The organism is Hydrogenophaga borbori, assembly GCF_003417535.1.
GTDB classification, from domain to species: Bacteria; Pseudomonadota; Gammaproteobacteria; order Burkholderiales; family Burkholderiaceae_C; genus Hydrogenophaga; species Hydrogenophaga borbori.
This window is the reverse complement of the sequence record NZ_QVLS01000002.1, coordinates 350598-374448: the sequence shown is the minus strand read 5'-3', so window position 1 is coordinate 374448 and position 23851 is coordinate 350598. Positions and strand designations below refer to the sequence as shown.

The 23851-nt window shown below is 71.0% G+C and carries 22 protein-coding genes; 14 read left to right on the top strand and 8 right to left on the bottom strand.

Going from position 1 to position 23851, the window contains the following annotated elements; translation table 11 throughout:
* The first annotated feature begins 28 nt into the window (after positions 1–28).
* The 12 genes from DY262_RS04705 (at position 29) to DY262_RS04650 (ending at position 11458) form a co-directional block, all read left to right on the top strand.
* Positions 29–799: a FadR/GntR family transcriptional regulator gene (locus DY262_RS04705; protein ID WP_116957811.1), complete on the top strand. Its 771-nt coding sequence runs from the start codon at positions 29–31 to the stop codon at positions 797–799.
* Positions 796–1473 carry a class II aldolase/adducin family protein gene (locus DY262_RS04700; protein ID WP_116957810.1) on the top strand — a complete coding sequence of 226 codons (678 nt, stop codon included), beginning with the start codon at positions 796–798 and terminating at the stop codon, positions 1471–1473. Before DY262_RS04705 ends, DY262_RS04700 begins: the two co-directional genes overlap by 4 nt.
* Before the next feature lie 46 nt (positions 1474–1519).
* The gene (gene denD, locus DY262_RS04695; protein WP_116957809.1) at positions 1520–2548 is read left to right on the top strand and encodes a D-erythronate dehydrogenase; all 1029 of its coding nucleotides are present in this window, start codon (positions 1520–1522) and stop codon (positions 2546–2548) included.
* Between the two features lie 40 nt (positions 2549–2588).
* Positions 2589–3560: a TRAP transporter substrate-binding protein gene (locus tag DY262_RS04690; RefSeq protein WP_116957808.1), complete on the top strand. Its 972-nt coding sequence runs from the start codon at positions 2589–2591 to the stop codon at positions 3558–3560.
* A 121-nt stretch (positions 3561–3681) separates the two neighbouring features.
* On the top strand, positions 3682–4173 hold the full coding sequence (locus tag DY262_RS04685; protein ID WP_116957807.1) for a TRAP transporter small permease: 492 nt from the start codon (positions 3682–3684) through the stop codon (positions 4171–4173).
* A 33-nt stretch (positions 4174–4206) separates the two neighbouring features.
* Entirely contained in the window at positions 4207–5535 is a 1329-nt protein-coding gene (locus DY262_RS04680) for a TRAP transporter large permease (RefSeq protein WP_116957806.1), read from the top strand.
* Positions 5536–5548: 13 nt separating this feature from the next.
* Entirely contained in the window at positions 5549–6982 is a 1434-nt protein-coding gene (locus DY262_RS04675; RefSeq protein WP_116957805.1) for an aldehyde dehydrogenase family protein, read from the top strand.
* Positions 6983–7009: 27 nt separating this feature from the next.
* Positions 7010–7771 carry an SDR family oxidoreductase gene (locus tag DY262_RS04670; protein WP_116957804.1) on the top strand — a complete coding sequence of 254 codons (762 nt, stop codon included), beginning with the start codon at positions 7010–7012 and terminating at the stop codon, positions 7769–7771.
* A 14-nt stretch (positions 7772–7785) separates the two neighbouring features.
* On the top strand, positions 7786–8901 hold the full coding sequence (gene moaA, locus DY262_RS04665) for a GTP 3',8-cyclase MoaA (protein WP_116957803.1): 1116 nt from the start codon (positions 7786–7788) through the stop codon (positions 8899–8901).
* Positions 8902–8916: 15 nt separating this feature from the next.
* On the top strand, positions 8917–9546 hold the full coding sequence (gene mobA, locus DY262_RS04660) for a molybdenum cofactor guanylyltransferase MobA (protein WP_116957802.1): 630 nt from the start codon (positions 8917–8919) through the stop codon (positions 9544–9546).
* A complete protein-coding gene (gene moeA / locus DY262_RS04655) occupies positions 9543–10817 on the top strand; it encodes a molybdopterin molybdotransferase MoeA (protein WP_116957801.1) in 1275 nt (424 codons plus the stop codon). Before mobA ends, moeA begins: the two co-directional genes overlap by 4 nt.
* 245 nt (positions 10818–11062) lie before the next feature.
* Positions 11063–11458 carry a hypothetical protein gene (locus DY262_RS04650; RefSeq protein ID WP_116957800.1) on the top strand — a complete coding sequence of 132 codons (396 nt, stop codon included), beginning with the start codon at positions 11063–11065 and terminating at the stop codon, positions 11456–11458.
* Between the two features lie 6 nt (positions 11459–11464).
* Here DY262_RS04650 and DY262_RS04645 read toward each other — a convergent pair whose 3' ends face one another.
* From DY262_RS04645 to DY262_RS04630, 4 genes are all read right to left on the bottom strand, one after another.
* The gene (locus DY262_RS04645; RefSeq protein ID WP_116957799.1) at positions 11465–14560 is read right to left on the bottom strand and encodes an efflux RND transporter permease subunit; all 3096 of its coding nucleotides are present in this window, start codon (positions 14558–14560) and stop codon (positions 11465–11467) included.
* Between the two features lie 31 nt (positions 14561–14591).
* Complete coding sequence (locus DY262_RS04640) at positions 14592–15737, bottom strand: efflux RND transporter periplasmic adaptor subunit (protein WP_116957798.1); 1146 nt, start codon at positions 15735–15737, stop codon at positions 14592–14594.
* Positions 15738–15880: 143 nt separating this feature from the next.
* Positions 15881–16315, bottom strand: a complete 435-nt coding sequence (rnhA, locus tag DY262_RS04635; RefSeq protein WP_116957797.1) for a ribonuclease HI — start codon at positions 16313–16315, stop codon at positions 15881–15883.
* 70 nt (positions 16316–16385) lie between these two features.
* Positions 16386–17153: a class I SAM-dependent methyltransferase gene (locus DY262_RS04630; RefSeq protein WP_181936417.1), complete on the bottom strand. Its 768-nt coding sequence runs from the start codon at positions 17151–17153 to the stop codon at positions 16386–16388.
* Between the two features lie 67 nt (positions 17154–17220).
* Between DY262_RS04630 and gloB the strand changes: the two genes are divergently transcribed.
* Positions 17221–17994 (top strand): hydroxyacylglutathione hydrolase, encoded by a 774-nt coding sequence (gene gloB, locus DY262_RS04625; RefSeq protein WP_116957795.1) that lies wholly within the window; start codon positions 17221–17223, stop codon positions 17992–17994.
* Complete coding sequence (locus tag DY262_RS04620; protein WP_425459283.1) at positions 17973–19628, top strand: transglycosylase SLT domain-containing protein; 1656 nt, start codon at positions 17973–17975, stop codon at positions 19626–19628. Before gloB ends, DY262_RS04620 begins: the two co-directional genes overlap by 22 nt.
* 19 nt (positions 19629–19647) lie before the next feature.
* Here DY262_RS04620 and DY262_RS04615 read toward each other — a convergent pair whose 3' ends face one another.
* The 4 genes from DY262_RS04615 to dnaX all read right to left on the bottom strand — a co-directional run bounded on the left by DY262_RS04615 (position 19648) and on the right by dnaX (position 23800).
* Complete coding sequence (locus DY262_RS04615; RefSeq protein WP_116957793.1) at positions 19648–20706, bottom strand: ABC transporter substrate-binding protein; 1059 nt, start codon at positions 20704–20706, stop codon at positions 19648–19650.
* 82 nt (positions 20707–20788) lie between these two features.
* The gene (gene recR, locus DY262_RS04610) at positions 20789–21391 is read right to left on the bottom strand and encodes a recombination mediator RecR (RefSeq protein WP_070397975.1); all 603 of its coding nucleotides are present in this window, start codon (positions 21389–21391) and stop codon (positions 20789–20791) included.
* Positions 21392–21402: 11 nt separating this feature from the next.
* Positions 21403–21735, bottom strand: a complete 333-nt coding sequence (locus tag DY262_RS04605) for a YbaB/EbfC family nucleoid-associated protein (RefSeq protein WP_116957792.1) — start codon at positions 21733–21735, stop codon at positions 21403–21405.
* Between the two features lie 112 nt (positions 21736–21847).
* A complete protein-coding gene (gene dnaX / locus DY262_RS04600; RefSeq protein ID WP_116957791.1) occupies positions 21848–23800 on the bottom strand; it encodes a DNA polymerase III subunit gamma/tau in 1953 nt (650 codons plus the stop codon).
* Positions 23801–23851 lie beyond the last annotated feature (51 nt).

Here is a 23851-nt window from a genome sequence, read left to right as displayed (position 1 = left end):
TGACAAGCACACCAATGGCCGAGACACCATGAACCCCGACAGCGCCGAGCCCCTGCAGGCGCCGCCCCGCCTGACCGACCAGCTGGCGGCCCTGCTGATGCAGCGCATCGAGTCGGGCGAACTGGGCCCAGACCAGCGACTGCCCACCGAGCAGCGCCTGGCCGAGCAGTTCGGCGTGTCGCGCACCGTGGTGCGCGAGGCCATCAGCCAGCTCAAGTCCATCGGCCTGCTCACCTCGCGCCAGGGCGCGGGCGTGTTCGTGGCGCCCAGCCACCAGGCGCGCGCCCTGGCCTTCGACCCCACCGTGCTGCACTCCATGGAGGCCGTGCTGCAGGTGGTGGAGGTGCGGCGCGGCCTGGAGGCCGACGTGGCCGAACTCGCGGCGCGGCGCATCACGCCCGAGAAAGCGCGCGCCATCATGGACGCGCTGGCCGAACTGGAGGCCTGCCCGCCCGTGGGCGCCCCCGGCGTGGAGGCCGACCTGCGCTTTCACCGCAGCATCGCCCGCGCCACCGACAACCCGCACTACGAGCGCCTGCTGGGCTTCCTGGAGCAGTACCAGCGCGACGCCATGCGCGTGACGCGCACCAACGAATCCCTGGACAGCGGCTACATGGTGGAGGTGCACCACGAGCACCGCGCCATCGCCGAGGCCGTGTGCCGCGGCGACGTCACCGCCGCGCGCGAGGCCGCCATGCGCCACATGGCCAACGCCGCGCACCGCATCGAACACGCCTCGCCGCCCGTGCGCCGCGCCCTGGACGCGCTGCTCAAACCCACCCTGTCCCGCCCCGAATGAGCGACGCCATCCCCCCCGCCCAGCAGGCCTGCCGCGACGAGATCGTGCGCGTGGGCGCCTCGCTGTTCCTGCGCGGCTACGCGCATTCCACGGCCGGCAACATCAGCCTGCGGCTCGACGCCTCGCAGGGCGGCGGCTTCCTCATCACCCCCACCGACGCCTGCCTGGGCCACCTGCGCCCCGAGGCCCTGGCCTGGGTGGGCGAAGACGGCCACCAGCGCGGCGGCGAACGCGCCAGCAAGACCCTGGCCCTGCACCGCCACATCTACGACGCCGCGCCCCAGGCCCGCTGCGTGCTGCACACCCACAGCACCCACCTGGTGGCGCTGAGCCTGCAAGGCGTGTGGGCCGAGCACGACATCCTGCCGCCGATCACGCCCTACCAGGTGATGAAGGTCGGCCACGTGCCCCACGTCGCCTACCGCGTGCCCGGCGACCCCACCGTGGCCCACGAGGTGGCCGGCCTGATCGCCCGGGCCGAACAGCCCTTGCGCGCCGTGATGCTGGAACGCCTGGGCCCCGTCGTGTGGCACCAGGGCCCCGCGCAGGCCATGGCCCTGCTGGAAGAACTGGAAGAGACCGCGCGCCTGTGGCTGCTCTGCTCCCCCCGCCCCGCCCCACTGAGCGACGCGCGCATCGACGAACTGCGCCAGCGCTTTGGCGCCCCCTGGTAAGGCCCCAGTCCCCACCGCCCCGCCCATCCGCCCACCGCTTCACCGCATGAACATCCTCATCACCGGCGGCGCCGGTTTCCTGGGCAGCCGCCTCGCGCGCGAGCTGCTGCAACGCGGCCGGCTCGCCGGCCGTCCCATCGACAGCCTGATGCTGGCCGACCTGTTCGCGCCCGGCGACGCGGCGCTCACGCGCGACCCGCGCGTGCGGTCCCTGGCCGGCGACCTCATGGACAGCCTGCCCACCCTGTTCGCCCAGCGCTGGGACGCGGTCTTTCACCTCGCCTCGGCCGTGTCCGCCGAGTGCGAGGCCGACTTCGACCTCGGCCTGCGCGCCAACCTGGACACCACGCGCGCCCTGCTCGACGCCTGCCGCCGGCAGACGGCCGACGGCCATGCGCCGGTCCTGTTCTTCTTCTCCAGCTCGGTCGCCGTCTACGGCAGCGACCCGGCCCTGCCCCTGCCCGCGGTGGTGGGCGACGACACCCTGCCCACGCCGCAGTCCAGCTACGGCATCCACAAGTTCGTGTGCGAGCAGCTGGTGGCCGACTACACCCGCAAGGGCCACATCGACGGCCGCGCGGCGCGCCTGATGACGGTCTCGGTGCGGCCCGGGCGGCCCAACGGCGCGGCCTCGGGCTTCCTGTCGGGCATGCTGCGCGAGCCCCTGGCCGGCCTGCCCAGCAACTGCCCCGTGCCACTGGACACGCCCGTGGCACTGTCCTCGCCGGCCACCACCGTGGCCGGCATCCTCGCCGTGGCCGAGGCCAGCCGCGAGGCCTTCGGCGGGCGCACCGCCATCAACCTGCCCGCGCTGAGCCTGCGCGTGCGCGACATGCTGGACGCCCTCGTCGACTTTGCCGGCCCCGAGGCCGCCGCGCTCGTCGGCCACGAGCCCGACGCCGCCACCGCGCGCATCGTGGCCGGCTGGCCCGCGCGCTTCGACAGCCCGCGCGCGCGCGCCCTGGGCCTACAGGCAGACCCCGATTTCCATGCCGTCCTGCGCCAGTACGCTCAGGACCACCCCGATGCCGTGAAACCACCTGCGGCGCGCCCACGGCCGACACCCGCGCGCTGAGTCCTTTTTTGCCAGTGACCCACCCCAAGGAGACAAACGCATGAAAAAAACGCTGCTCACCCCCCTGGCCATGGCCGCGCTGCTGGCCGCCACCGGCGCCCAGGCGCAGACCGTGCTCAAGATCGGCTACGCCACCTCGCCCACCTCGCACTACGGCGTGGGCTCCACCGTGTTCTGCGAGGAAATGGAGAAGGGCACGCAAGGCCGCTACAAGTGCCAGCAGTTCCCCAACTCGGCCCTGGGCGGCGAACGCGAGCAGATCGAGGCCGTGCAGCTGGGCACGCAGGACCTGGTGAACACCTCCACCGGCCCGCTGGGCAACTTCGTGCCCGAGGTCAAGATCGTCGACATCCCCTTCCTCTTCCGCGACTACGACCACGCGCGCAAGGTGATGGACGGCCCCATCGGCCAGGACCTGAGCAAGAAGATGGAGGCCAAGGGCCTGATCAACCTGGCCTGGACGGAGAACGGCTTCCGCCACATGACCAACAGCAAGCGGGCCATCACCCAGGCCAGCGACGCGGCCGGGCTGAAGATGCGCACCATGGAAAACAAGGTGCACATGGACGGCTACAAGACCTTCGGCATCCTGCCCACGCCCATGCCCTTCCCCGAGCTGTTCACCGCGCTGCAGCAGGGCACGGTGGACGGCCAGGAGAACCCGATTCCGGTCATCCTGTCCTCCAAGTTCTCGCAGGTGCAGAAGCACCTCTCGCTGACCGGCCACGTGTACTCGCCGGCCGCGCTGATCCTCTCGCCCGCCGTCTGGAACAAGCTCTCGGCCGGCGACAAGAAGGTCTTCCTGGAGGCCGGCAAGAAGGCCGCCGCCGCGCAGCGCAAGAAGGTCAACGACGACGAGAACACGGGCATCGCCCAGCTGGAGAAGGACGGCATGCAGGTCGTCAAGCAGGTCAACGGCGAGAGCTTCCGCAAGGCCGTGGCGCCCGCCTACCAGCAGTACGCCAAGGAGTTCGGCGCCGACAAGATCGCCGCCATTCAAGCGGTGAAGTAGGTCCCCCCGCGCCGGCCCACTGGCGTGGGCCGTCACCCCCCCAAGAGACGGTGCCTGCGGACCGGCAACGCCGGATCCGCGGCATCGCTGGTTGGGCGGGCCTGCCCTCGAAGGTGCTCTCATGAAATCCCTCTTTCTGCGGCTGGACCGCGCGCTCACCGGTCTGTGCCTCACGCTGGCCTGCGTGCTGCTCGCGCTCATCTCCTGCCTGGGCCTGTGGCAGGTCACCAGCCGCTTCGTGCTCTCGCAGCCCTCCACCTGGACGGAGGAGGCCATGCGCCGCCTACTCATCTGGATGGTGATGCTGGGCGTGGTGGCCGCGCTGCGCCAGGGCGCGCTGGTCTCGGTGGATCTGATGCTGCGCCTGTCGCGCGGCGCCTGGCACCACACCGTGCGCTGGGTCATCACGCTGGTCAACCTGGGCTTCCTGGGCGTGATCCTCTGGTTCGGCATCGACCTCGTGACGCGCGTGCGCTTCCAGACCTTCGCCAGCATGGAGCTGTCCATGGCCTGGGCATACGCCGCGCTGCCCGTGGGCGCCGCGCTGGGCATGGTCGCGGTGATCGCGCACCACCTGGACCCGAAGAACGAAGAACTCGCCACGGCCCAATAAGGCCCAGACCCGCCGACCACGCCGGACCGCGCCATGACCTTCACCCTGATCTTCACCATGCTGCTGGGCTTCGCGCTCAGCATCTCCATCGCGGTCGCCATCGGCGGCTCGGCCATGCTGGGCCTGGCGCTGTTCGACGGCGACAAGCTCATCCTGGTGCCCAAGGAGATGTTCAGCGCGATCGACAAATTTCCGCTCGCCGCCATCCCCTTCTTCATCCTCGCGGGCAACCTCATGGAGACCGGCGGCATCTCGCGCCGCCTGGTCAACTTCGCCAAGTCGCTGGTGGGCGGCGTGCAGGGCGGCCTGCCCATGACCTGCGTGCTCACCTGCATGATCTTCGCCGCGGTGTCGGGCTCGTCGGTGGCCACCACCTTCGCGATCGGCTCCATCCTCATCCCCGCGCTCGTCAAGCACGGCTACCCGGTGGGCTACGCGGCCTCGCTGCAGGCCACCTCGGCCGAGCTGGGCGTGGTCATCCCGCCCTCCATCCCCATGATCCTGTTCGGCGTGGCGGCCGAGGTGTCCATTGGCGAGCTGTTCATCGCCGGCGTGGTGCCGGGCCTGCTGATCGGCGGCACGCTGATGCTGTTCGTGCACCTGTGGTGCCGCTTCAAGGGCCTGGGCAAGAACGACGGCGACGGCCGCCTCACCGTGGGCCGCGCCACGCGGGAGGCCGGCTGGGCGCTGCTGATGCCGGTGATCATCCTGGGCGGCATCTACGGCGGCGTGTTCACGCCCACCGAGGCCTCGGTGGTGGCGGTGTTCTACGCGCTGCTGGTGGGCCTGGGCATCCACCGCGAGCTGGCCCTGAAGGACCTGATGCCGGTGCTGCGCAAGTCGGTCATCTCCAGCGCGGTGATCATGTTCATCATCGCCAACGCGGGCCTCTTCGCCTTCCTCATCACGCGCGCCGGCATCCCCGACGCGATCGGCCTGTGGCTCAAGGACGTGCTGCAGTCGCCCCTGTGGTTCCTGCTCGGCGTGAACGCGGCGCTGTTCGTCATCGGCATGTTCATCGAGACCTCGGCGGCCATCATCGTGCTGGCGCCCATCCTGGTGCCGGTGGCCGTGCACTTCGGCGTCGACCCGGTTCACTTCGGCATGATCATGGTGGTCAACCTGGCCATGGGCATGATCACCCCGCCCTTCGGCGTGAACCTGTTCGCCGCGGCCACCGTCGCCAAGATATCGCTGGACCGCATGGTCGCCCACCTGGTGCCCTTCGTGCTGGTGATCGTCGGCTGCCTGGCCGTCATCACCTACTTCCCCTCGGTCTCGCTCACCCTGCGCGACCTCGTCTACCACAAGCCCGCCGCCGTGGCGCCGATCGGGCCCGCGCCCGCCATCGGCCCGCAGTGAAGGAGTTCCTTCCATGGCCCTGCATTTCATCGACAACCGGTCCGTGCCCAGCGCCTCGGGCCAGACCCTGCCCGTCATCGACCCCGCCGACGGCCAGACCTACGACAGCATCGCGCGCGGCAACGCCGCCGACGTGGACGCGGCCGTGCAGGCCGCGCGGCGCTGCCTGCACGGCGCCTGGTCGCGCCTGACGGCGGCCGAGCGCGGGCGCCTGCTCATGAAGCTCAGCGCCGCCGTGGCCGCGCACGCCGACGAGCTGGCCGCCATCGAGCAGCGCGACTGCGGCAAGCCCACCAAACAGGCCAAGGCCGACGCCCTGGCCCTGGTGCGCTATTTCGAGTTCTACGCCGGCGCGGGCGACAAGCTGCACGGCCACACCATCCCCTACCTGGACGGCTACAGCGTGCTCACCTGGCACGAACCGCACGGCGTCACCGGCCACGTCATCCCCTGGAACTACCCGATGCAGATCTTCGGGCGCAGCGTGGGCGGCGCGCTCGCCGCGGGCAACGTCTGCGTGGTCAAGCCCTCGGAGGACGCCTGCCTCTCGCTGCTGCGCGTGGCCGAACTGGCGGCCGAGGTGGGCTTTCCGCCCGGCGCCATCAACATCGTCACCGGCTACGGCCACGAGGTGGGCGACGCGCTGGCGCGCCACCCCGGCGTGGACCACATCAGCTTCACCGGCAGCCCGCGCGTGGGCACGCTGATCCAGCAGGCCGCGGCCGAGCGCCACTGCCCGGTCACGCTGGAGCTGGGCGGCAAGGGCCCGCAGATCGTCTTCGATGACGCCGACGTGGACGCGGCCCTGCCCTTCATCGTCAATGCCATCGTGCAGAACAGCGGCCAGACCTGCAGCGCCGGCTCGCGCCTGCTGGTGCAGCGCGGCCTGTACGAGCCGCTGCTGCAGCGCCTGGGCGAGGCCTTCACCGCCCTGCGCGCCGGCCCGCCCACCCTGGACCTGGACCTCGGTCCGCTGATCCGCCAGACCCAGCAGGAACGCGTGCGCGGCTTCCTGGACGAGGTGCGGCGCGACGGCCTGCCCATCGTCGCGCAGGGCCGCATCGACCCCGCCGCCGACGCCAACGGCTACTACGCCGCGCCCACCCTGGTGCGCGACGTGCCGCCCCAGCACCGGCTGGCGCAGGAAGAGGTCTTCGGCCCGGTGCTCGCGGCCATGCCGTTCGAGGACGAGGACGAGGCGGTGCGCCTGGCCAACGGCACGTCCTTCGGCCTGGTGGCCGGCGTGTGGACGCGCGACGGCGCGCGGCAGCTGCGCATGGCGCGGCGCGTGAAGGCCGGGCAGGTGTTCATCAACAACTACGGCGCCGGCGGCGGCGTGGAGCTGCCCTTCGGCGGCGTCAAGTCCAGCGGCCATGGCCGCGAAAAAGGCTTCGAGGCCCTGCTGGGCTTCACCACCCTCAAGACCGTGGCCATCCGCCACGGCTGATTCAGCAAGACCACAGAGGCACATCCCATGCGAGTGAAAGACAAATCCATCATCGTCACCGGCGCGGGCGGCGGCATCGGCGAGGGCATCGCCCACCGACTGGCCGAAGAAGGCGCGCGGGTCATCGTCAACGACGTCAACACCGCTGGCGGCGAGCGCGTGGTCGCCGACATCACGGCCAAGGGCGGGCGCGCCAGCTTCTTCGCCGCCGACGTCACGCGCTCCAGCGACATGAAGGCCCTGGTGCAGGCCGCCGTGCAGCGCCACGGCCGCCTCGACGCCATGGTCAACAACGCCGGCTGGACACACAAGAACCAGCCCGCGCTGGACGTGAGCGAGGAAGAGTTCGACCGCTGCTACGCGGTCAACGTCAAAAGCATCTACCTCTCGGCCGTGCACGCGGTGCCGGTGTTCCGCGCCAACGGCGGCGGCGCCTTCATCAACATCGCCTCCACCGCCGGCGTGCGCCCGCGCCCCGGCCTCACCTGGTACAACGGCTCCAAGGGCGCGGTCATCACCACCAGCAAGTCGCTCGCGGCCGAACTCGGGCCGGACAACATCCGCGTCAACTGCATCAACCCGGTGATGAACCCCTTCACCGGCCTGGGCACGGCCTTTGCGGGTGGCGAGCTCACCGACGAGCGACTGGCCAAGTTCCGCAGCACCATCCCGCTGGGGCGCTTCTCCACCCCCGAGGACGTGGCCAACGCCGTGCTCTACCTCGCCAGCGACGAAGCCGCGTTCATTTCCGGGGTTTGCCTGGAGGTGGACGGCGCCCGCTGCGTTTGAACCACAATCGGGGGATGTCCGAACGGGTCATTCCCCTCATCGACCAGCGCCTGCAGCGGCGCGCCGCCACGGTACCGGCACAAGCCGTGCCCGCCACCGGCCTGCTGGGCGACGCCCTGGGCCGCCCGCTGCGCGACCTGCGCATCAGCGTGACGGACCGCTGCAACTTCCGCTGCAGCTACTGCATGCCGAAGGAAGTGTTCGACAAGGACTACCAGTACCTGCCACACGGCGCCCTGCTCAGCTTCGAGGAAATCACCCGCGTGGCGCGCCTGTTCGCCGCGCACGGCGTGCAGAAGATCCGGCTCACCGGTGGCGAGCCGCTGCTGCGCAAGAACCTGGAGATCCTGGTCGGCCAGCTGGCCGCGCTGCGCACCGCCGAGGGCCGGCCGCTGGACCTGACGCTCACCACCAACGGCTCGCTGCTCGCGCGCAAGGCCGCCGCGCTCAAGGCCGCCGGCCTGCAGCGCGTCACGGTCAGCCTCGACGGTCTGGACGACAAGGTCTTCCGCGCCATGAACGACGTCGACTTCCCCGTGGCCGAGGTGCTCGCCGGCATCGAGGCCGCGCAGGCCGCGGGCCTGGGGCCGATCAAGGTCAACATGGTGGTCAAGCGCGGCACCAACGACGACCAGATCCTGCCGATGGCGCGCCACTTCAAGGGCACCGGCATCGTGCTGCGCTTCATCGAATACATGGACGTGGGCGCCACCAACGGCTGGCGCATGGACGAGGTGCTGCCCAGCGCCGAGCTCATCGAACGCATTCAGCGCGAACTGCCCCTGGTGCCGCTGGACCCCACCGCCCCCGGCGAGACCGCCGAGCGCTGGGCCTACGCCGACGGCTCGGGCGAGATCGGCGCCATCAGCAGCGTGACGCAGGCCTTCTGCGGCGACTGCAACCGCGCGCGCCTGTCCACCGAGGGCCAGCTCTACCTCTGCCTGTTCGCCACCGAAGGCCATGACCTGCGCCACCTGATCCGCGGCGGCGCGAGCGACGCCGAACTGGCCAGCGCCATCGGCGCCATCTGGCAAGGCCGCGACGACCGCTACTCGCAGCTGCGCGCCTCGCTGCCGCCCGAGCCCGGCTCGGGCAAGCGGCGCGTCGAGATGAGCTACATCGGTGGCTAAGCCTCACTTCCTCGAATGATCCACCCCAGAGAAATCACGGCACTGGTCCTGGCCGGCGGCCGGGGCTCGCGCATGGGCGGGGCCGACAAGGGCCTGCAGAAGTTCAACGGCACGCCGCTGGCGCTGCACGCGCTCATGCGCCTGCAGCTGCAGGAGGGCGAACACATCGGCGAGCTGATGCTCAACGCCAACCGCAACCTCGGCGCCTACGAGGCCTTCGGCGTGCCGGTATGGCCCGACACCCTGAGCGACTACGCGGGCCCGCTGGCCGGCTTTCTCACCGGCCTGGAGCGCGCCGAAACGCCCTACCTGCTGACGGTGCCTTGCGACACGCCGCGCTTCCCGCTGGACCTCGCGCGGCGCCTGGCCGCCGCCTTCGACGACCCGGCCACCGACATCGCCATGGCCAGCGCGCCCGAGAACGGCAGCGCGCCGCGGGCGCAGCCGGTGTTCAGCCTGTTGCGCGTGCAACTGCTCGAGAGCCTGGTGGCCTTCACGCAGGCCGGCGGCCGCAAGATCGACCGCTGGACCGAGCAGCACCACACCGTGCTCGTGCCCTTCGACCAACCCGGCGACGACCCCCTGGCCTTCTTCAACACCAACACCCTGGACGAGCTGCACGCGCTGGAGCAGGGCCGCCCATGAAGACCATCGAACAGATCGCGGCCGAGCTGCAGGGCTATGACCCCCAGGCCCTGGCGGCCGAGCGCGTCAATGCATTCCTCGCGCGCCTCGTCGAGCCGATCAACGACACCGAGGACGTCGGCATCTTCGAGGCCCTGGGCCGCGTGCTGGCCGAGGACGTGGTCTCGCCCATCAGCGTGCCGCCCCACGACAACTCCGCCATGGACGGCTTTGCCTTCGATGGCGCCGCGCTGGGTTCGTCGCCGCTGGTGCTGCGCTGCCAAGGCACGGCCTTCGCGGGCAAGGCCTGGGCGCACCCCGTGGGCGCGGGCGAGTGCCTGAAGATCATGACCGGCGCCATCATGCCGGCGGGCCTGGACACGGTGGTGCCGATCGAATTCGTCCGGGTCGATGGCGACACGGTCACCATTCCGCCCGGCGTGGTCAAGCCCGGCGACAACCGCCGCTTCATGGGCGAAGACCTGATGGCGGGCCAGCCCGCGCTGCGCCGCGGCCAGGTGCTGGGCCCCGCGGCGCTGGGCCTGGTGGCCAGCCTGGGCCTGCCCACGGTGCGCGTGCGGCGCCGCGCGCGCGTGGCCTATTTCTCCACCGGCGACGAGATCCTCAGCCTGGGGGAAGCCCCACGCGAAGGCGCGGTCTACGACAGCAACCGCTACACCGTGTTCGGCCTGCTCACGCGCCTGGGCGTGGAGGTGATCGACATGGGCGTGGTCCCCGACCAGCCCGCGCGCCTGGAAGCCGCCTTCCGCGAAGCCGCCGCGCGCGCCGACGCCGTCATCACCAGCGGCGGCGTCAGCATGGGCGAGGCCGACCACACCAAGGCCATGATGAAACAGCTCGGTGACGTGGCCTTCTGGCGCATCGCCATGCGCCCGGGCCGCCCGATGGCGGTGGGCCGCATCAACGAAGGCGCCCAGTCCGCGGTGCTGTTTGGCCTGCCGGGCAACCCGGTCGCCGTGATGGTGACCTTCCTGGCCTTCGTGCGCCCGGCCCTGCAGCGGCTCATGGGCGCGGACGTGGCGCCACCGGTGCTGCTGCAGGCCAGGAGCGGCGAAGCCATGCGCAAGAAACCCGGCCGCACCGAGTACCAGCGCGGCACCGTCGAGCGCGCGGCCGACGGCACGCTGGTGGCCCGCACCACCGGCAACCAGGGCTCGGGCGTGCTCAGCTCCATGGTCCAGGCCAATGGGCTGATCGTGTTGCGGCACGACCAGGGCAACGTGGCCGTGGGCGACACCGTCGAGGTGATGGTCTTCGACGGGGTGATCTGAAGACCTGGGCCGCGAGGCCCGCTCCCCCCTAGGCCCGGCATCGGCCATGCGGCCGAACGCGGAACGAATGGCGGCCCGCGGCGACTGAAGCGGCATTGTCAGCATCGACTCCACGGACCGATATGAGACATTGCCCTTCCCCTCCCGACGCCGCCCCCCTCGAGCAGCCCCCAGGGGACGCCAGCAGTCCCCATGAGGCCAGCGCCCCATCGCTCGACGAAGCCACCGGGGTGGTGAAAGGGTTCATGGCGCTGCTCACCGCCGACCAACAAGCCGACAAGGCCCTCTGCATGGACCACGGGCAATGCGCATGGGAGGAACCGATGTCCCTGCGGCGGCTGCTCGACTGCGGGTTCAACATCACGAAGTACCGGCAGACCCGCCAGTCGGCCAGGCAAGCGGCCAGCCTTCGGTTCAAGACCGCCTGCCGCGTCCTGGCCGAAGAGCACCCCTTCCTTCTGGTTCGCAACATGGCGCACAAGCTGCTTGCACGGATCCCCGTGCAGGACGTGCGCAATGGCAAGGCGCTGCGCAGCGCGGCGCGGGACCTTCAGGCCGCGCTCAGCGTGTGCGAGGCCCCCGATCCAGGCGGGGCGCGGCGCGCCGTACCGCTGCCCGACGCCGTGGGCGTGTCCCTGTAACCCCGCCTACTTGGCGGGAATCGCCCCGGCGTGATCGCCACCCGCTTCGTCGCGCATCACCGGGTGCGCCGACTCGCCCGACTGGCGGCGCGACAGCAGCGTGTACATGGTGGGCACCACGAAGATGGTGAGCAGCGTACCCACCGACATGCCGCCCACGATCACCCAGCCGATCTGCTGGCGGCTTTCGGCGCCGGCGCCCGTGGCCAGCGCCAGCGGAATCGCGCCCAGCACCATGGCGCCCGTGGTCATCATGATGGGCCGCAGGCGCAGGCCGGCCGCTTGCTTCACCGCGTCCAGCTTCTCCAGTCCCTGCTCGCGCAGCTGGTTGGAGAACTCCACGATCAGGATGCCGTGCTTGGTGATCAGCCCCACCAGCGTGATCAGGCCGATCTGGCTGAACACGTTCAGCGTGCCCCCTGAAAGCTTGAGCGCCAGCAGCGCGCCCATCATCGACAGCGGCACCGACAGCATGATGATGAAGGGATCGACGAAGCTCTCGAACTGCGCCGACAGCACCAGGTAGATGAACAGCAGCGACAGCACGAAGACCAGCGCCAGCGAGCCCGAGGCGTTGCGGAACTCGCGGCTCTGGCCGTTCAGGTCGGTGGCGTAGCCCGCGGGTAGGATCTCGCGCGCCGTCTGCTCCATGAACTGCAGCGCCTCGCCCAGCGAGTAGTCGGGCGCCACGTTGGCCGTGATCGAGGCGCTGCGGCGTTGGCCGAAATGGTTCAGTTCGCGCGGCACCACCACCTCACGCGTGCTGATCAGCGAGGCCAGCGGGATCATCGCGTCGCCGCGCCCGCGCACGAACAGCCGGTCGATGTCTTCGGGCGTGCTGCGGTTGGCCGAGACGGTCTGCACCACCACGTCGTACTGTTCGCCGTCGCGCTTGTAGCGCGTGACCGTGCGCCCCCCCAGCATGGTTTCCACCGTTCGCGCGATGGCGTCCACGCTCACGCCCATGTCGGCGGCGCGCTCGCGGTCCACGTCCATGCGGATCTCGGGCTTGTTCAGGCGCAGGTCGGTGTCGACCTGCACCAGACCCGGGTTCTGCGCCATGCGGTCCTGGAACTGGCGCACCACGGCTGCGAGGTTTTCGTAGGTGTCGTTGGTGACGATGACGAAGTTGAGCGGCCGCTCGCGAAAGCCCTGGCCCAGCGAAGGCGGCGTGATCGGGTAAGCGCTGATGCCCGGCAGCGCCGCCATGCGCGGCGCCAGCGCGCGCGCGATCTCCATGGTGCTGCGCTCACGCTCCTCCCAGGCCTTGCCGCGCATGGTCACGCTGCCCTGCGCCACCGAGGGGTTGCCCACCACCGCGAAGATGCGGTCGAACTCCGGCTGCTCCCTGGCCATCTTCTCGATCGCGTCCACATAGCGGCGCGTGTAGGCCAGGGTGGCGCCGTCGGGTCCATTGATGTTGGCCAGCACCACGCCGCGGTCTTCCATGGGTGCCAGCTCCGAGCGCGTGGAGCTCAGCAGCCACCAGCTCGCGCCGGCGCTGGCGAGCATCACCCCCACCACCAGCCAGCGCACCTGCAGCGACAGGCCCAGCAGGCGGTCGTAGCCCTGGTTGATGCGCACCAGAACACGCTCCATGAAGCGGTCGAAGCGGCCGGGCTGGTCCACGTGGCGCAGCAGCTTGGAGCACATCATGGGCGAGAGCGTGAGCGCCACGAAGCCCGAGACCACCACCGCGCCGGCCAGCGCCAGCGCGAACTCGGCGAACAGCCGCCCGGTGCGCCCGGGCGTGAAGGCCAGCGGCGCGTACACCGCCGCCAGCGTGAGCGTCATGGCCACGATGGCAAAACCAATCTCGCGCGCGCCCTTGATCGCCGCGTCGAAGGGCTTCATGCCCTCCTCGATGTGGCGGTAGATGTTCTCCAGCATCACGATGGCGTCGTCCACCACCAGGCCGATGGCCAGCACCAGCGCCAGCAGCGTGAGCGTGTTGATGGAGAAGCCGAACAGGCCCATCAGCGCGAAGGAGCCGATCAGGCTGACCGGGATGGTGATCAGCGGAATGACCGAGGCGCGCAGCGTGCGCAGGAACAGGAAGATCACCAGCGCCACCAGCACCACCGCCTCGGCGATGGTGGTGTAGACCGCCTTGATGGAGCGGTCGATGAAGATGGAGTTGTCGTTGGCGACCTCGATGCTCACGCCCCTGGGCAGTTCGGCGCTGATGCTGGGCAGCATCTTCTGCACCGCGGCCGAGAGCTCCAGCGGGTTGGCCGTGGCCTGTCGGATCACGCCCAGCGACACGGCGTCGCGGCCGTTGTAGCGCACCGACGTGCGCTCGTCCTGCGGCGCCTGCTCCACGCGCGCCACGTCGCCGATGCGGATGGTCTGGCCCTTGACCGTGCGGATGCCGATGGCGCGGAACTGCTCGGGCGTCTGCACGTCGGTGGCGGCCGTCACGTTGAACTCGCGCTGCGAGCTCTCGATGCGCCCGGCCGGCACCTCCAGGTTGGAGCGGCGCAGCGCGTCCTCCACGTCCTGCACCGTCAGGTTGTAGGCGGCCAGGCGGTCCGGGTCGAGCCAGATGCGCATGGAGAAACGCCGCTCGCCCCAGATGCGCACATCGGCCGCGCCGGGCGCGGTCTGCAGGCGCGGCTTGATGAGGCGGTTGGCCACGTCGCTGAGGTCCAGGGCCGACACCGTGTCGGAGTTGAGCGCGAGCCAGATGACGGGCGTGGCGTCGGCCTCGACCTTGGCGATGGTGGGTTCGTCGACGTCGTCGGGCAGGCGCTGGCGCACGCGGCTGACCTTGTCGCGCACGTCGGCGGCGGCGGAGTCGGGGTCGCGCTCGAGCTTGAAGCGCACCGTGATCTGGCTCTGCTCCTGCCGGCTGATGGATGTGATGATGTCCACCCCCTCGATGCCGGCGAGCGAGTCTTCCAGCACCTTGGTGACCTGGGACTCGATCACCTCGCTGGAGGCGCCGCCGAAGCGGGTGGTGACGGTGACGGTGGGTTCGTCGATGCGCGGGTACTCGCGCACCGTGAGGTTGTTGAACGAGACCAGGCCCACCAGCAGGATGAGCAGCGACAGCACGGTGGCGAACACCGGCCGGCGGATGGCGACTTCGGGCAGTTGCATGCGGGCCTCCGGTGGCGGGCGCGCGGCGGCGTCAGTTCGCGGCGGCGGCGCGGGCCGCCAGGTCCACCACGCGCACCACGGTGCCGTCGCGCTGCAGGCGCTGCTGGCCGGCCACCACCACGGTGTCGCCGGGTTTCAGGCCCTGGGTGATCTGCACGTCGGCGCCGCGGCGCACGCCCAGCTCCACCTCGACGCGGCGCGAGGTGCGCTTGCGCGCGTCGCCCTGCCCCTGCTCGTCGAGCACGTAGACGTACTGGCGTCCGCCCTGGGGCACCAGGGCCTCCTCGGGCACCACCAGCGCGTTCTCGTTCACCGAGAACACGATCAGCACGCGCGCGAACATGCCGGGGCGCAGCTCCTGGCCGCGGGAGGACGGCATCTCGGCGCGCACCGCGATGGAGCGGCCGTTGGCGTCCAGCAGGGGATCGACCGCGAGCACACGCGCCGGGTAGCGCTGGCCGGGCAGCGCGTCGAGCTGCACCTGCACGGACTGGCCCGGGGCGATGCGGTTCTGATAGCGCTCGGGCAGGCGGAAATCCACCGTCAGCTGGGAGGTGTCCTCCAGGTTGACGAGCGGATCGCCGTCCTTCACGTACTGGCCCAGGTTGATGCTGCGCAGGCCCAGCGTGCCATCGAAGGGCGCGGTGATGCGCATGCGCTGCAGCCGCGCCTGGGCCAGGTCCACCTGAGCCTCTGCCACCTGCAGGGCGGCGCGGCTTTCGTCCACCACGCGCGCGGCCACGAAGCTCTGCGCCAGCAGCTCCTCATTGCGCTTGAGGTTGGCGCGCGCGATGGACAGCTGGGCCTGGGCCTGGCTCAGCTCGGCGCGCTGCAGCGTGTCGTCGAGCTGCACCAGCAACTGGCCACGCTTGACGCCCTGGCCGTCCTTGAACGCGATGCGGGCGACGCGGCCCGCCGTTTCGGGCTTGAGGGTGACGGCCTGGCGCGAGTTCAGCGAGCCCACGGCCTGGGCGTCGTCCTGCAGGCGCGCCTGCTTGACGGCGGCGATCTCCACGCTGACCGGACCGGCGCCGCTGGCGGCACGGGGCGCTGAGGCCGCGCCCGCCGAGCCGGACACGCCCGAGGCGCGCGGCTGCTGCTGCCACCACCAGGCACCGCCCAGCGCCAGCGCCAGGCCCAGCACCGCCAGCCAGACCGTTGATTTGGGTTTCGCCATGAAGTCTCCGCTCGAATGCTGCTGTCAGCCCTGTGCCCCTGGGGCAACAGTTTCCATGCCAACAATCCCGACATTGTGCAGTCCGAATGTGTCCCGCTGACAAACGGTAACAGTCGAACCGGGCGATTTTTCGCGCAGAACCCTCAGCCCGGCACGCCCCGGTTGGCCAGCGCGTCGGCGCGCTCGTTGCCGGCGTGGCCGGCGTGGCCCTTCACCCAGTGCCACTCGACGCGGTGCGGCCCGCCGTGCACCAAGGCGTCGAGGCGCTGCCACAGATCGGCGTTCTTGACCGGCTGCTTGCTTGCCGTCACCCAGCCCTTCTTCTTCCAGCCGTGGATCCATTCGGTGATGCCCTTGCGCACGTACTCGCTGTCCAGGTGCAGCGACACCCGGCAGGGCCGCTTCAGGGCGGACAGAGCCTGGATGACCGCCATGAGTTCCATGCGGTTGTTCGTGGTGTCGCGCTCGCCGCCCCACAACTCCTTTTCATGCCCGCCGGATTTCAGATAAACGCCCCAGCCGCCGGGGCCGGGATTGCCCTTGCAGGCGCCATCGGTGTAGATCACCACGTGGTCCAAAGAATGCTCCATCCAAAGAAAAAATGCCCGGTGGCCGTGCGTGCCGCCGCGCGGCGCGACGGCGAGCGCCTCAGCGCCGCTGCCGGTTGGCCAGCGGCACCGGCGCCGTGGCCGGCACGCGGCGCGGCTTCCAGGCCGGGCCCAGCAGGCGCATGCCGCGCACCCGCTTGACCGCGGTGGTGACGTGCACCGCACCAAAGATCGGCCACCAGCGCGCGCCGGCGCGGTCCATCCAGCGCAGGCGGTGCAGCCATTTGTCGGTGCGCACCGCGGGACGGTAGCAGCCGCAGTGCTGGGCCTCGATCTCGAAGCTCAGCAATCGCAACCAGTCGCGCAGGCGGCCCGGCCCGATGAACTCGCCCGCCTCGGGCAGGTACGGACGCGTGCCCCGGCCCAGCCGCTGCAGGGCGCGCGCGCGCGCCTGGCGCAGGCCCCACAGGCTCGCGGGATTGAAGCCGGTGAGCACCACCCGACCCTCGGGCACCAGCACGCGCTCGACCTCCCGCAGCACCTGGTGCGGGTCGGCGCTGAGCTCCAGCGTGTGCGGCAGCACCACCAGGTCGAGGCTGGCCTCGGGAAACGGCAGGGCCGCGGCGTCGGTGACGAGCGCCACGCGCGCGCCATCGATGGCGGGCGCATCGCCTTCGGGCAAGGCCAGCCAGCGCTGCGGCATGCGGTTGGCGCGCAGCGCGTCGAGCTCGGGCACACCGAGCTGCAAGGCATGGAAACCGAACACATCGGCCACCGCCAGGTCGAACCGGTCCTGCTCCCAGGCCAGCAGGTACCTGCCAGGCGGGGTCGCGAACCATTCGGTCAACCCTATAATTTTTTCGGTCATCGGCGCGGGGGCGTGTTCACAGTGCCCGCACTCTACACGCCCCACCCCTACGCCCACCGCAGCCCCCATGCAGCTCCTGCCCATCCCCGCCTTCACCGACAACTACATCTGGCTGCTGCACGACGGCCGCCGCGCGCTGGTGGTCGACCCGGGCGAGGCCTCGGGCGTGCTGGCCACGCTGAAGGACCTGGGCCTGGCGCTCGACACCATCCTCATCACGCACCACCACGCCGACCACACCGGCGGCGTGGCCGCCCTGCGCGAGGCCACGGGTGCCCAGGTCATCGGCCCCGTCCACGAGCCCATGCCCGAGCCGCTGCACCGCGTGGGCGGGGGCGAGCGGGTCGCGGCGCTGGGCCTGGCCTTCGAGGTGATCGACGTGCCGGGCCACACCAGCGGCCACATCGCGTACTACACCCCCGAACTCGACGGCCTGCCCCTGCTGTTCTGCGGCGACACGCTGTTTTCGGGCGGCTGCGGCCGACTGTTCGAAGGCACGCCCGCGCAGATGCACCATTCGCTGAACCGCCTGGCGGCCCTGCCCGGCACCACCCGCGTGTGCTGCACGCATGAGTACACCCTCTCCAACCTGAAATTCGCGCAAGCGGTGGAACCCGGCAACGCCGAGCTCGCGGCCTATGCGCGGCACTGCCAGCAGCAGCGCGCGCGCAACCAGCCCACCCTGCCCAGCTCCATCGATCTGGAGCGGCGCATCAACCCATTTCTGCGCACCGCGGAACCCGAGGTGGTGGCCGCGGCTCAGCAACAGGCGCCCGGCCTCTCGGCCGATCCGGTGGCCGTGTTCGCCACGCTGCGCGAATGGAAGAACGTTTTTCGATGATCCCTTGTCTTGCCCCGGCGCTCGCGCGCCTGCGTGGCGGTGCCCAGCGCCTGGCGCTGGCCCTCGCCCTCCCCGTGGCGCTGGCCGGCTGCGCCAGCACCGTCGCCGTCGATGCCCCCGGCTCGCCCACCGCCAGCGCGCCCGCCAGCGACCCCGCCACCGGCGCGCGCGGCGGTCCCGCCGTGCGCCTGCCCGGCAACGTGCCCCTGAGTGACCTCGCCGTCGCGCCGATGGACGCGCCCACCGTCACCTCGCTGGCCGCGCCCGCCGATCTGTGGGAGCGCATCCGCCGCGGCCTGGCCCTGCCCGACCTGAACGACGAGCTGGTGCGCCAGCACGAGCAGTGGTACCTCTCGCGCCCCGACTACATCCAGCGCATGACCGAGCGCTCCAGCCGCTACCTCTTCCACATCGTGGAGGAGATCGAGGCGCGTGGCCTGCCCATGGAGCTGGCGCTGCTGCCCTTCATCGAAAGCGCCTTCAACCCGCAGGCCGTGTCCAGCGCGCGCGCCGCCGGCATGTGGCAGTTCATGCCGGCCACCGGCGCCTCCTTCGACCTGAAGCAGAACGCGTTCCGCGACGACCGGCGCGACGTGCTGGCCTCCACCCGCGCCGCGCTCGATTACCTGGAGCAACTGCACGCCCGCTTCGGCGACTGGCACCTCGCGCTGGCCGCCTACAACTGGGGCCAGGGCAACGTCAGCCGTGCCATCACGCGCAACCAGCGCGCGGGCCTGCCCACGGGCTATGGCGACCTCATCATGCCCGCCGAGACCCGCCACTACGTGCCCAAGCTGCAGGCGGTAAAGAACATCGTGGCCAACCCGGCGCGCTACTCGGCCACCCTGCCCGACATCGGCAACCACCCCTTCTTCGACACGGTCGGCATCGAGCGCGACATGGACGTGGCCGTGATCGCGCGCCTGGCCGAGGTCGAGGAGGCCGACGTGCGCGCGCTCAACCCGTCCCTCAAGCAGCCCGTGGTGATGGCCGCCGGCACGCCCCAGGTGCTGCTGCCCTGGGACAACGCGGTGATCTTCCAACGCAAGCTGCAGGCCTACAACGGCCCGCTGGCGAGCTGGACGGCCTGGGTGGTGCCCAGCACCATGACGGTGGCGCAGGCGGCCGAGCGCGTGGGCATGAGCGAGGCCGAACTGCGCAAGGTCAACGCCATTCCGCCGCGCATGCGGCTGCGCGCGGGCTCCAGCCTCATCGTGCCGCGCAACGGCAAGCTGGACCGCGACGTGCCCGCCCACGTGGCCGACAACGGCACCCTCAGCCTGCAGCCCGAAGTGACCACGCGGCGCGTGGTGGTGAAGGCCCGCAAGGGCGAGAACGTGGCCCGCCTGGCGCGGCGCTACGGCCTGAGCGCGGCGAGCGTGGCCGAATGGAACCGCCTCTCGGTGGGCAGTTCGCTCAAGACCGGCCAGCGCGTGACCCTGCACCTGCCGTCCCAGCGCGCCAAGGCCACGACCACGGCGCGGTCCACCAAGGCGGTCAAGCCACGCGCCAGCGCGAGCCGCTCGGCCGCGGCAAAAAAACCCGCGGCCAAAAAACCGGCGACCGCCGCGAAGACCTCCTCCAGCAAGTCCCGCACGGCCAGCTCGGGGTCGAGCAAGACCGCGCGCCAGTGACGCGGCGCGCGGGCGGGCCTCAGGCCCTGAAGCGCGCCTTCGCCTTCTGCGCGAAGGCGTTCGTGAAATGCCGCGCCACCTCGGCCGGCGCCAGCGGCGTTCCCTCCCCCACGCGGTTCATGGCCTCGGGACCGCCGCGCGGCATCAGGCCATCGGCCGTCCAGGCGTCGCGCGATCGCTCCACCGTGGCCAGGTAGATTGCCCGGTCGCCCTGGAAGTGGCTCTCGGGCACGGTCTTGATGAGGTCCGAGGGACCGGCCGTCTGCAGCCATTTGAGCGCGTGCACCACGGCGTCGGTCAGCGCCTGCGTCACGCGCGGGTACTGCTCCAGGAATTCGGCCGGCGCGCTCAGGCAGCCCACCGGCACGGGCCCGCCGAACACCTCGGTGGTGCCGCCCAGGCTGCGCGTGTCCACCGCCACGCGCAGCTCGCCCAACTGCTCCAGCAGCGTCATCATGGGATCGGCGTGGCACAGCGCGTCCAGCTGCCCGCCGCGAAACGCCAGCAGCGCCGCCCCGGGGCTGGACTGGGGCAGCACCTGCACCTCGTCCTCCCTCACCTGTTCGCGCTGCAGGAATGCCGTGAGCACGCGCCGGGCCAGCGGGTCCTTGGCGTGCAGTCCGACGCGCCGCCCGCGCAGATCGGCCGGGCCACGAAACCCCGGCACCGTCTTGTGCGACACGCCCAGCACCACCTGCGGCGCGCGGCCCTGCACCACGAAGCTCTGCCAGCCCAGGGCGTGCACCGGCGGCGCGATCAGCTGCGCGAAGGGCACGCACACCACGTGCGCCGCCTTGGCCTGCACCGCCGCCATGGCCTGGCCCAGGTCGGGAAATTCGCGCAGCTCCACGTCCAGGCCTTCCTCGCGGAAGAAGTGGCGCTGTTCGGCCACCGTGAGCGGCAGGTTGCCCAGGCCGGTGCGCGGCTCCAGCGCGATCACGATGCGGGTGTCCACCAGCTTGGGTGGCCAGGGGGCCGGACGCGGGGTGGGCTGAGCGGCCCCGGCCGGCCCCGCACCGGCGGCCAGCGCCAGCCCGGCCATGGCGGCGCTCCACTGGCGGCGGTTCAGGGGACCCATGCGCCGAGATTAGGGGGGCGAGGCGCGCCCGCCATCCGGGCGAGTCCTGAGCGGGTTTACACCGACCCGCGGAACGGGAACTTCAGCGCCGATCGACCAGGGCGTGCGCGATGGTGCCCAGGTCGACGTACTCGAGCTCGCTGCCCACCGGCACGCCGCGCGCCAGGCGCGTGACCTGCAGGCCCCGGTCCTTCAGCGCCTGCGCGATGACGTGCGCGGTGGTCTCGCCCTCGGCGGTGAAGTTGGTGGCCAGGATCACCTCGCGCACCGGCACCTCGGCGGCGGGGTCGTCCACGCGGTCGAACAGCTTGTCCAGGCCGATGTCGCGCGGGCCCACGCCGTCAAGCGGACTGAGCTTGCCCATGAGCACGAAGTACAGGCCTTTGTAGGCCCCGGTGCGCTCCATGGCGGCCTGATCGGCCGGGGTTTCCACCACGCAGAGCTGGCTGCGGTCGCGCCGCGGGTCGCGGCAGGTGGCGCAGACCTCGTCTTCGGTGAAGGTGTGGCAGAGCGCGCAGTGGCGCACCTCGCTCACCGCCGCCTGCAAGGCTCCTGCCAGCAGCTGCGCGCCCTCGCGGTCGTGCTGCAGCAGGTGAAAGGCCATGCGCTGGGCCGACTTCACACCCACGCCGGGCAGGCGCCGCAGCGCCTGCACCAGGTTCTCCAGGGAATGGTTGTCGGCCACCGGGCGGGGGATCAGAAGGGAAACTTCATGCCCGGCGGCAGGCCCGGCATGCCAGCGGTGAGCTTGCCCATCTTCTCGCTGGAGGTCTCCTCGGCCTTGCGCACGGCGGCGTTGAAGGCGGCAGCCACGAGGTCTTCGAGCATGTCCTTGTCGTCGGCGAGCAGGCTGGGGTCGATGGTGACCCGCTTGACGTCGTGCTTGCAGGTCATGACCACCTTGACCAGGCCGGCGCCGGACTCGCCGGTGACCTCGATGTGGGCGAGTTCTTCCTGGGCCTTCTTGAGGTTGTCCTGCATGGCCTGGGCCTGCTTCATGAGGCCGGCAAGTTGTCCTTTGTTGAACATGGCAATCCTTGGGGTTGATCGGGGCACACCGCGGAACCGCCCTTTGACATGTGCAGGACGGGCCGCTGGTGTGCCCCCTGGAGGGGGTCGCGCGAAGCGCGGCGGGGGTGATTCAGCTTATCGCCTTGAGCGAGCCGGGCACGATTGTGCCGCCGAAGTCGCGCATCATGGCCTGAACGAAGGGGTCGCCGAGGATCTGCTGCTCGGCCTCGCGCTGGCGGCGCTCGGCCTCGGCGGTGGCGCGCCGCGCGGGCGAATCGGTGACCACGCCGTTCTCCAGCGCGAGTTCGACGGTGTGGCCCGCGGCGTGCAGCGCGGCCATGAGCCGTTCGCGGTTGCTGCCCTGGGCCAGGGTTTCGCGTTCGATGCGCAGCAGCCAGCGCGCACCCTCGCGCGACACCAGCTGTGACTGCAGCGCGAGCTCGCGTGTCAGCGCGGTGATAGCGCCACTGTCCGCCAGCTGCTGCACCAGCCCGGTCCAGAAGTCGCCCTCGGGCGTGGGCTGCAAGGGCGCGGCGGCGGGCCGGGGTTGGTCTAGCCGGCCCGGCGAGCCCGGGTCGCGCACGGGGATGCGCACCACCGGCGCGGCGGCGGGGGCCGGTGCCGCGGGTGACCGAGCCGCCGTGGGCGCCGGCACCGGGTCCCAGGGCGGCAGGTCCTCGTCGGGCTCGGGCCACGGGGCTTCGTCGTCGGGCGGGCCATCGGCGGCGGTCGCGGGCAGCGGCGGCGCGGCGATGGGCTCCCGGGCCACGGGCGCCACCGGCGCGGGGGCCTGCGCTGGCGCGGCGGGGGCCGGTCGCGCGCCCGGTTCGCCAGCGACCGGCGCCCCCACGGGCGCAGCGGGCACCGGACGCGGTGCGACGGCCACAGGCGCAGCGGGCACGGCAGGCGCCGCCGTGGCGACCGGTACCGCCGGCGCTGGCCGGGCCTCAGCCGGCCTCAGAGTTTTTTTTTCCGCCGCGCCCGAAGGCTTGAAGGCGAGCAGGCGCAGCAGCACCATGGTCAAGGCCGCGTACTCGTCGGGTGCCAGGCCCAGTTCGGTGCGGCCATGCAGGCACAGGCTGTAGAGCAGTTGCGTCTCGTCGGCGGGCAGGGCCTCGGCCAGGCGCGCGATCTCGGGCGCGTCGGGGTCGTCGTCGGTGGTGGCCGACTCAGGCACGCTCTGCAGCACCGCCATGCGCTGCAGCAGGCCGGTCATCTCCTCCAGCGTGGACGCCGCGCTCAAGCCGTTCATGCGCAACGTGTTCACGGTGTCCACCACGGCCGCGCCGTCGGCGCGCGCCAGCGCGTCGATGAGGCGCAGCACATGGCTGCGGTCGACCGCGCCGAGCATCTGGCGCACCGGCGCCTCCAGCAGCTGGCCGCCGCCGAAGGCGATGGCCTGGTCGGTGAGCGACAGCGCGTCGCGCATGGACCCGCGCGCCGCGCGCGACAGCAGCCGCAGCGCCTGCGGCTCGGCGTTCACGCCCTCGGCCTGCAGCACCTGCTGAAGGTGTTCAGCCACGGTCTCGGGTGCCATGGGACGCAGGTTGAACTGCAGGCAGCGCGACAGCACCGTCACCGGCACCTTCTGCGGGTCGGTGGTGGCGAGCACGAACTTGAGGTACTCGGGCGGCTCCTCCAGCGTCTTCAACATCGCGTTGAACGCGGTGTTGGTGAGCATGTGGACCTCGTCGATCATGAAGACCTTGAAGCGGCCCTGCACCGGCTTGTAGACCGCCTGCTCCAGCAGCGACTGCACCTCGTCCACGCCGCGGTTGGAGGCCGCGTCGAGTTCGGTGTAGTCGACGAAGCGGCCGGCATCGATGTCGGTGCAGGCCTGGCACACACCACAGGGCTCGGCGGTGATGCCGCCCTGCCCGTCGGGCCCGGTGCAGTTGAGCGATTTGGCCAGGATGCGCGAGACCGTGGTCTTGCCCACACCACGCGTGCCCGTGAACAGGTAGGCGTGGTGCAGGCGCTGGCTGGTGAGCGCGTTGGCGAGGGCCTGCACCACGTGGCCCTGGCCCACCATCTCGCGGAAATTGCGCGGCCGGTACTTGCGGGCGAGGACGACGTAGGACATCGGGCGATTCTATGCGTCGGGGTACCCGTGCCCCGGTGGCGGTCATGCCCC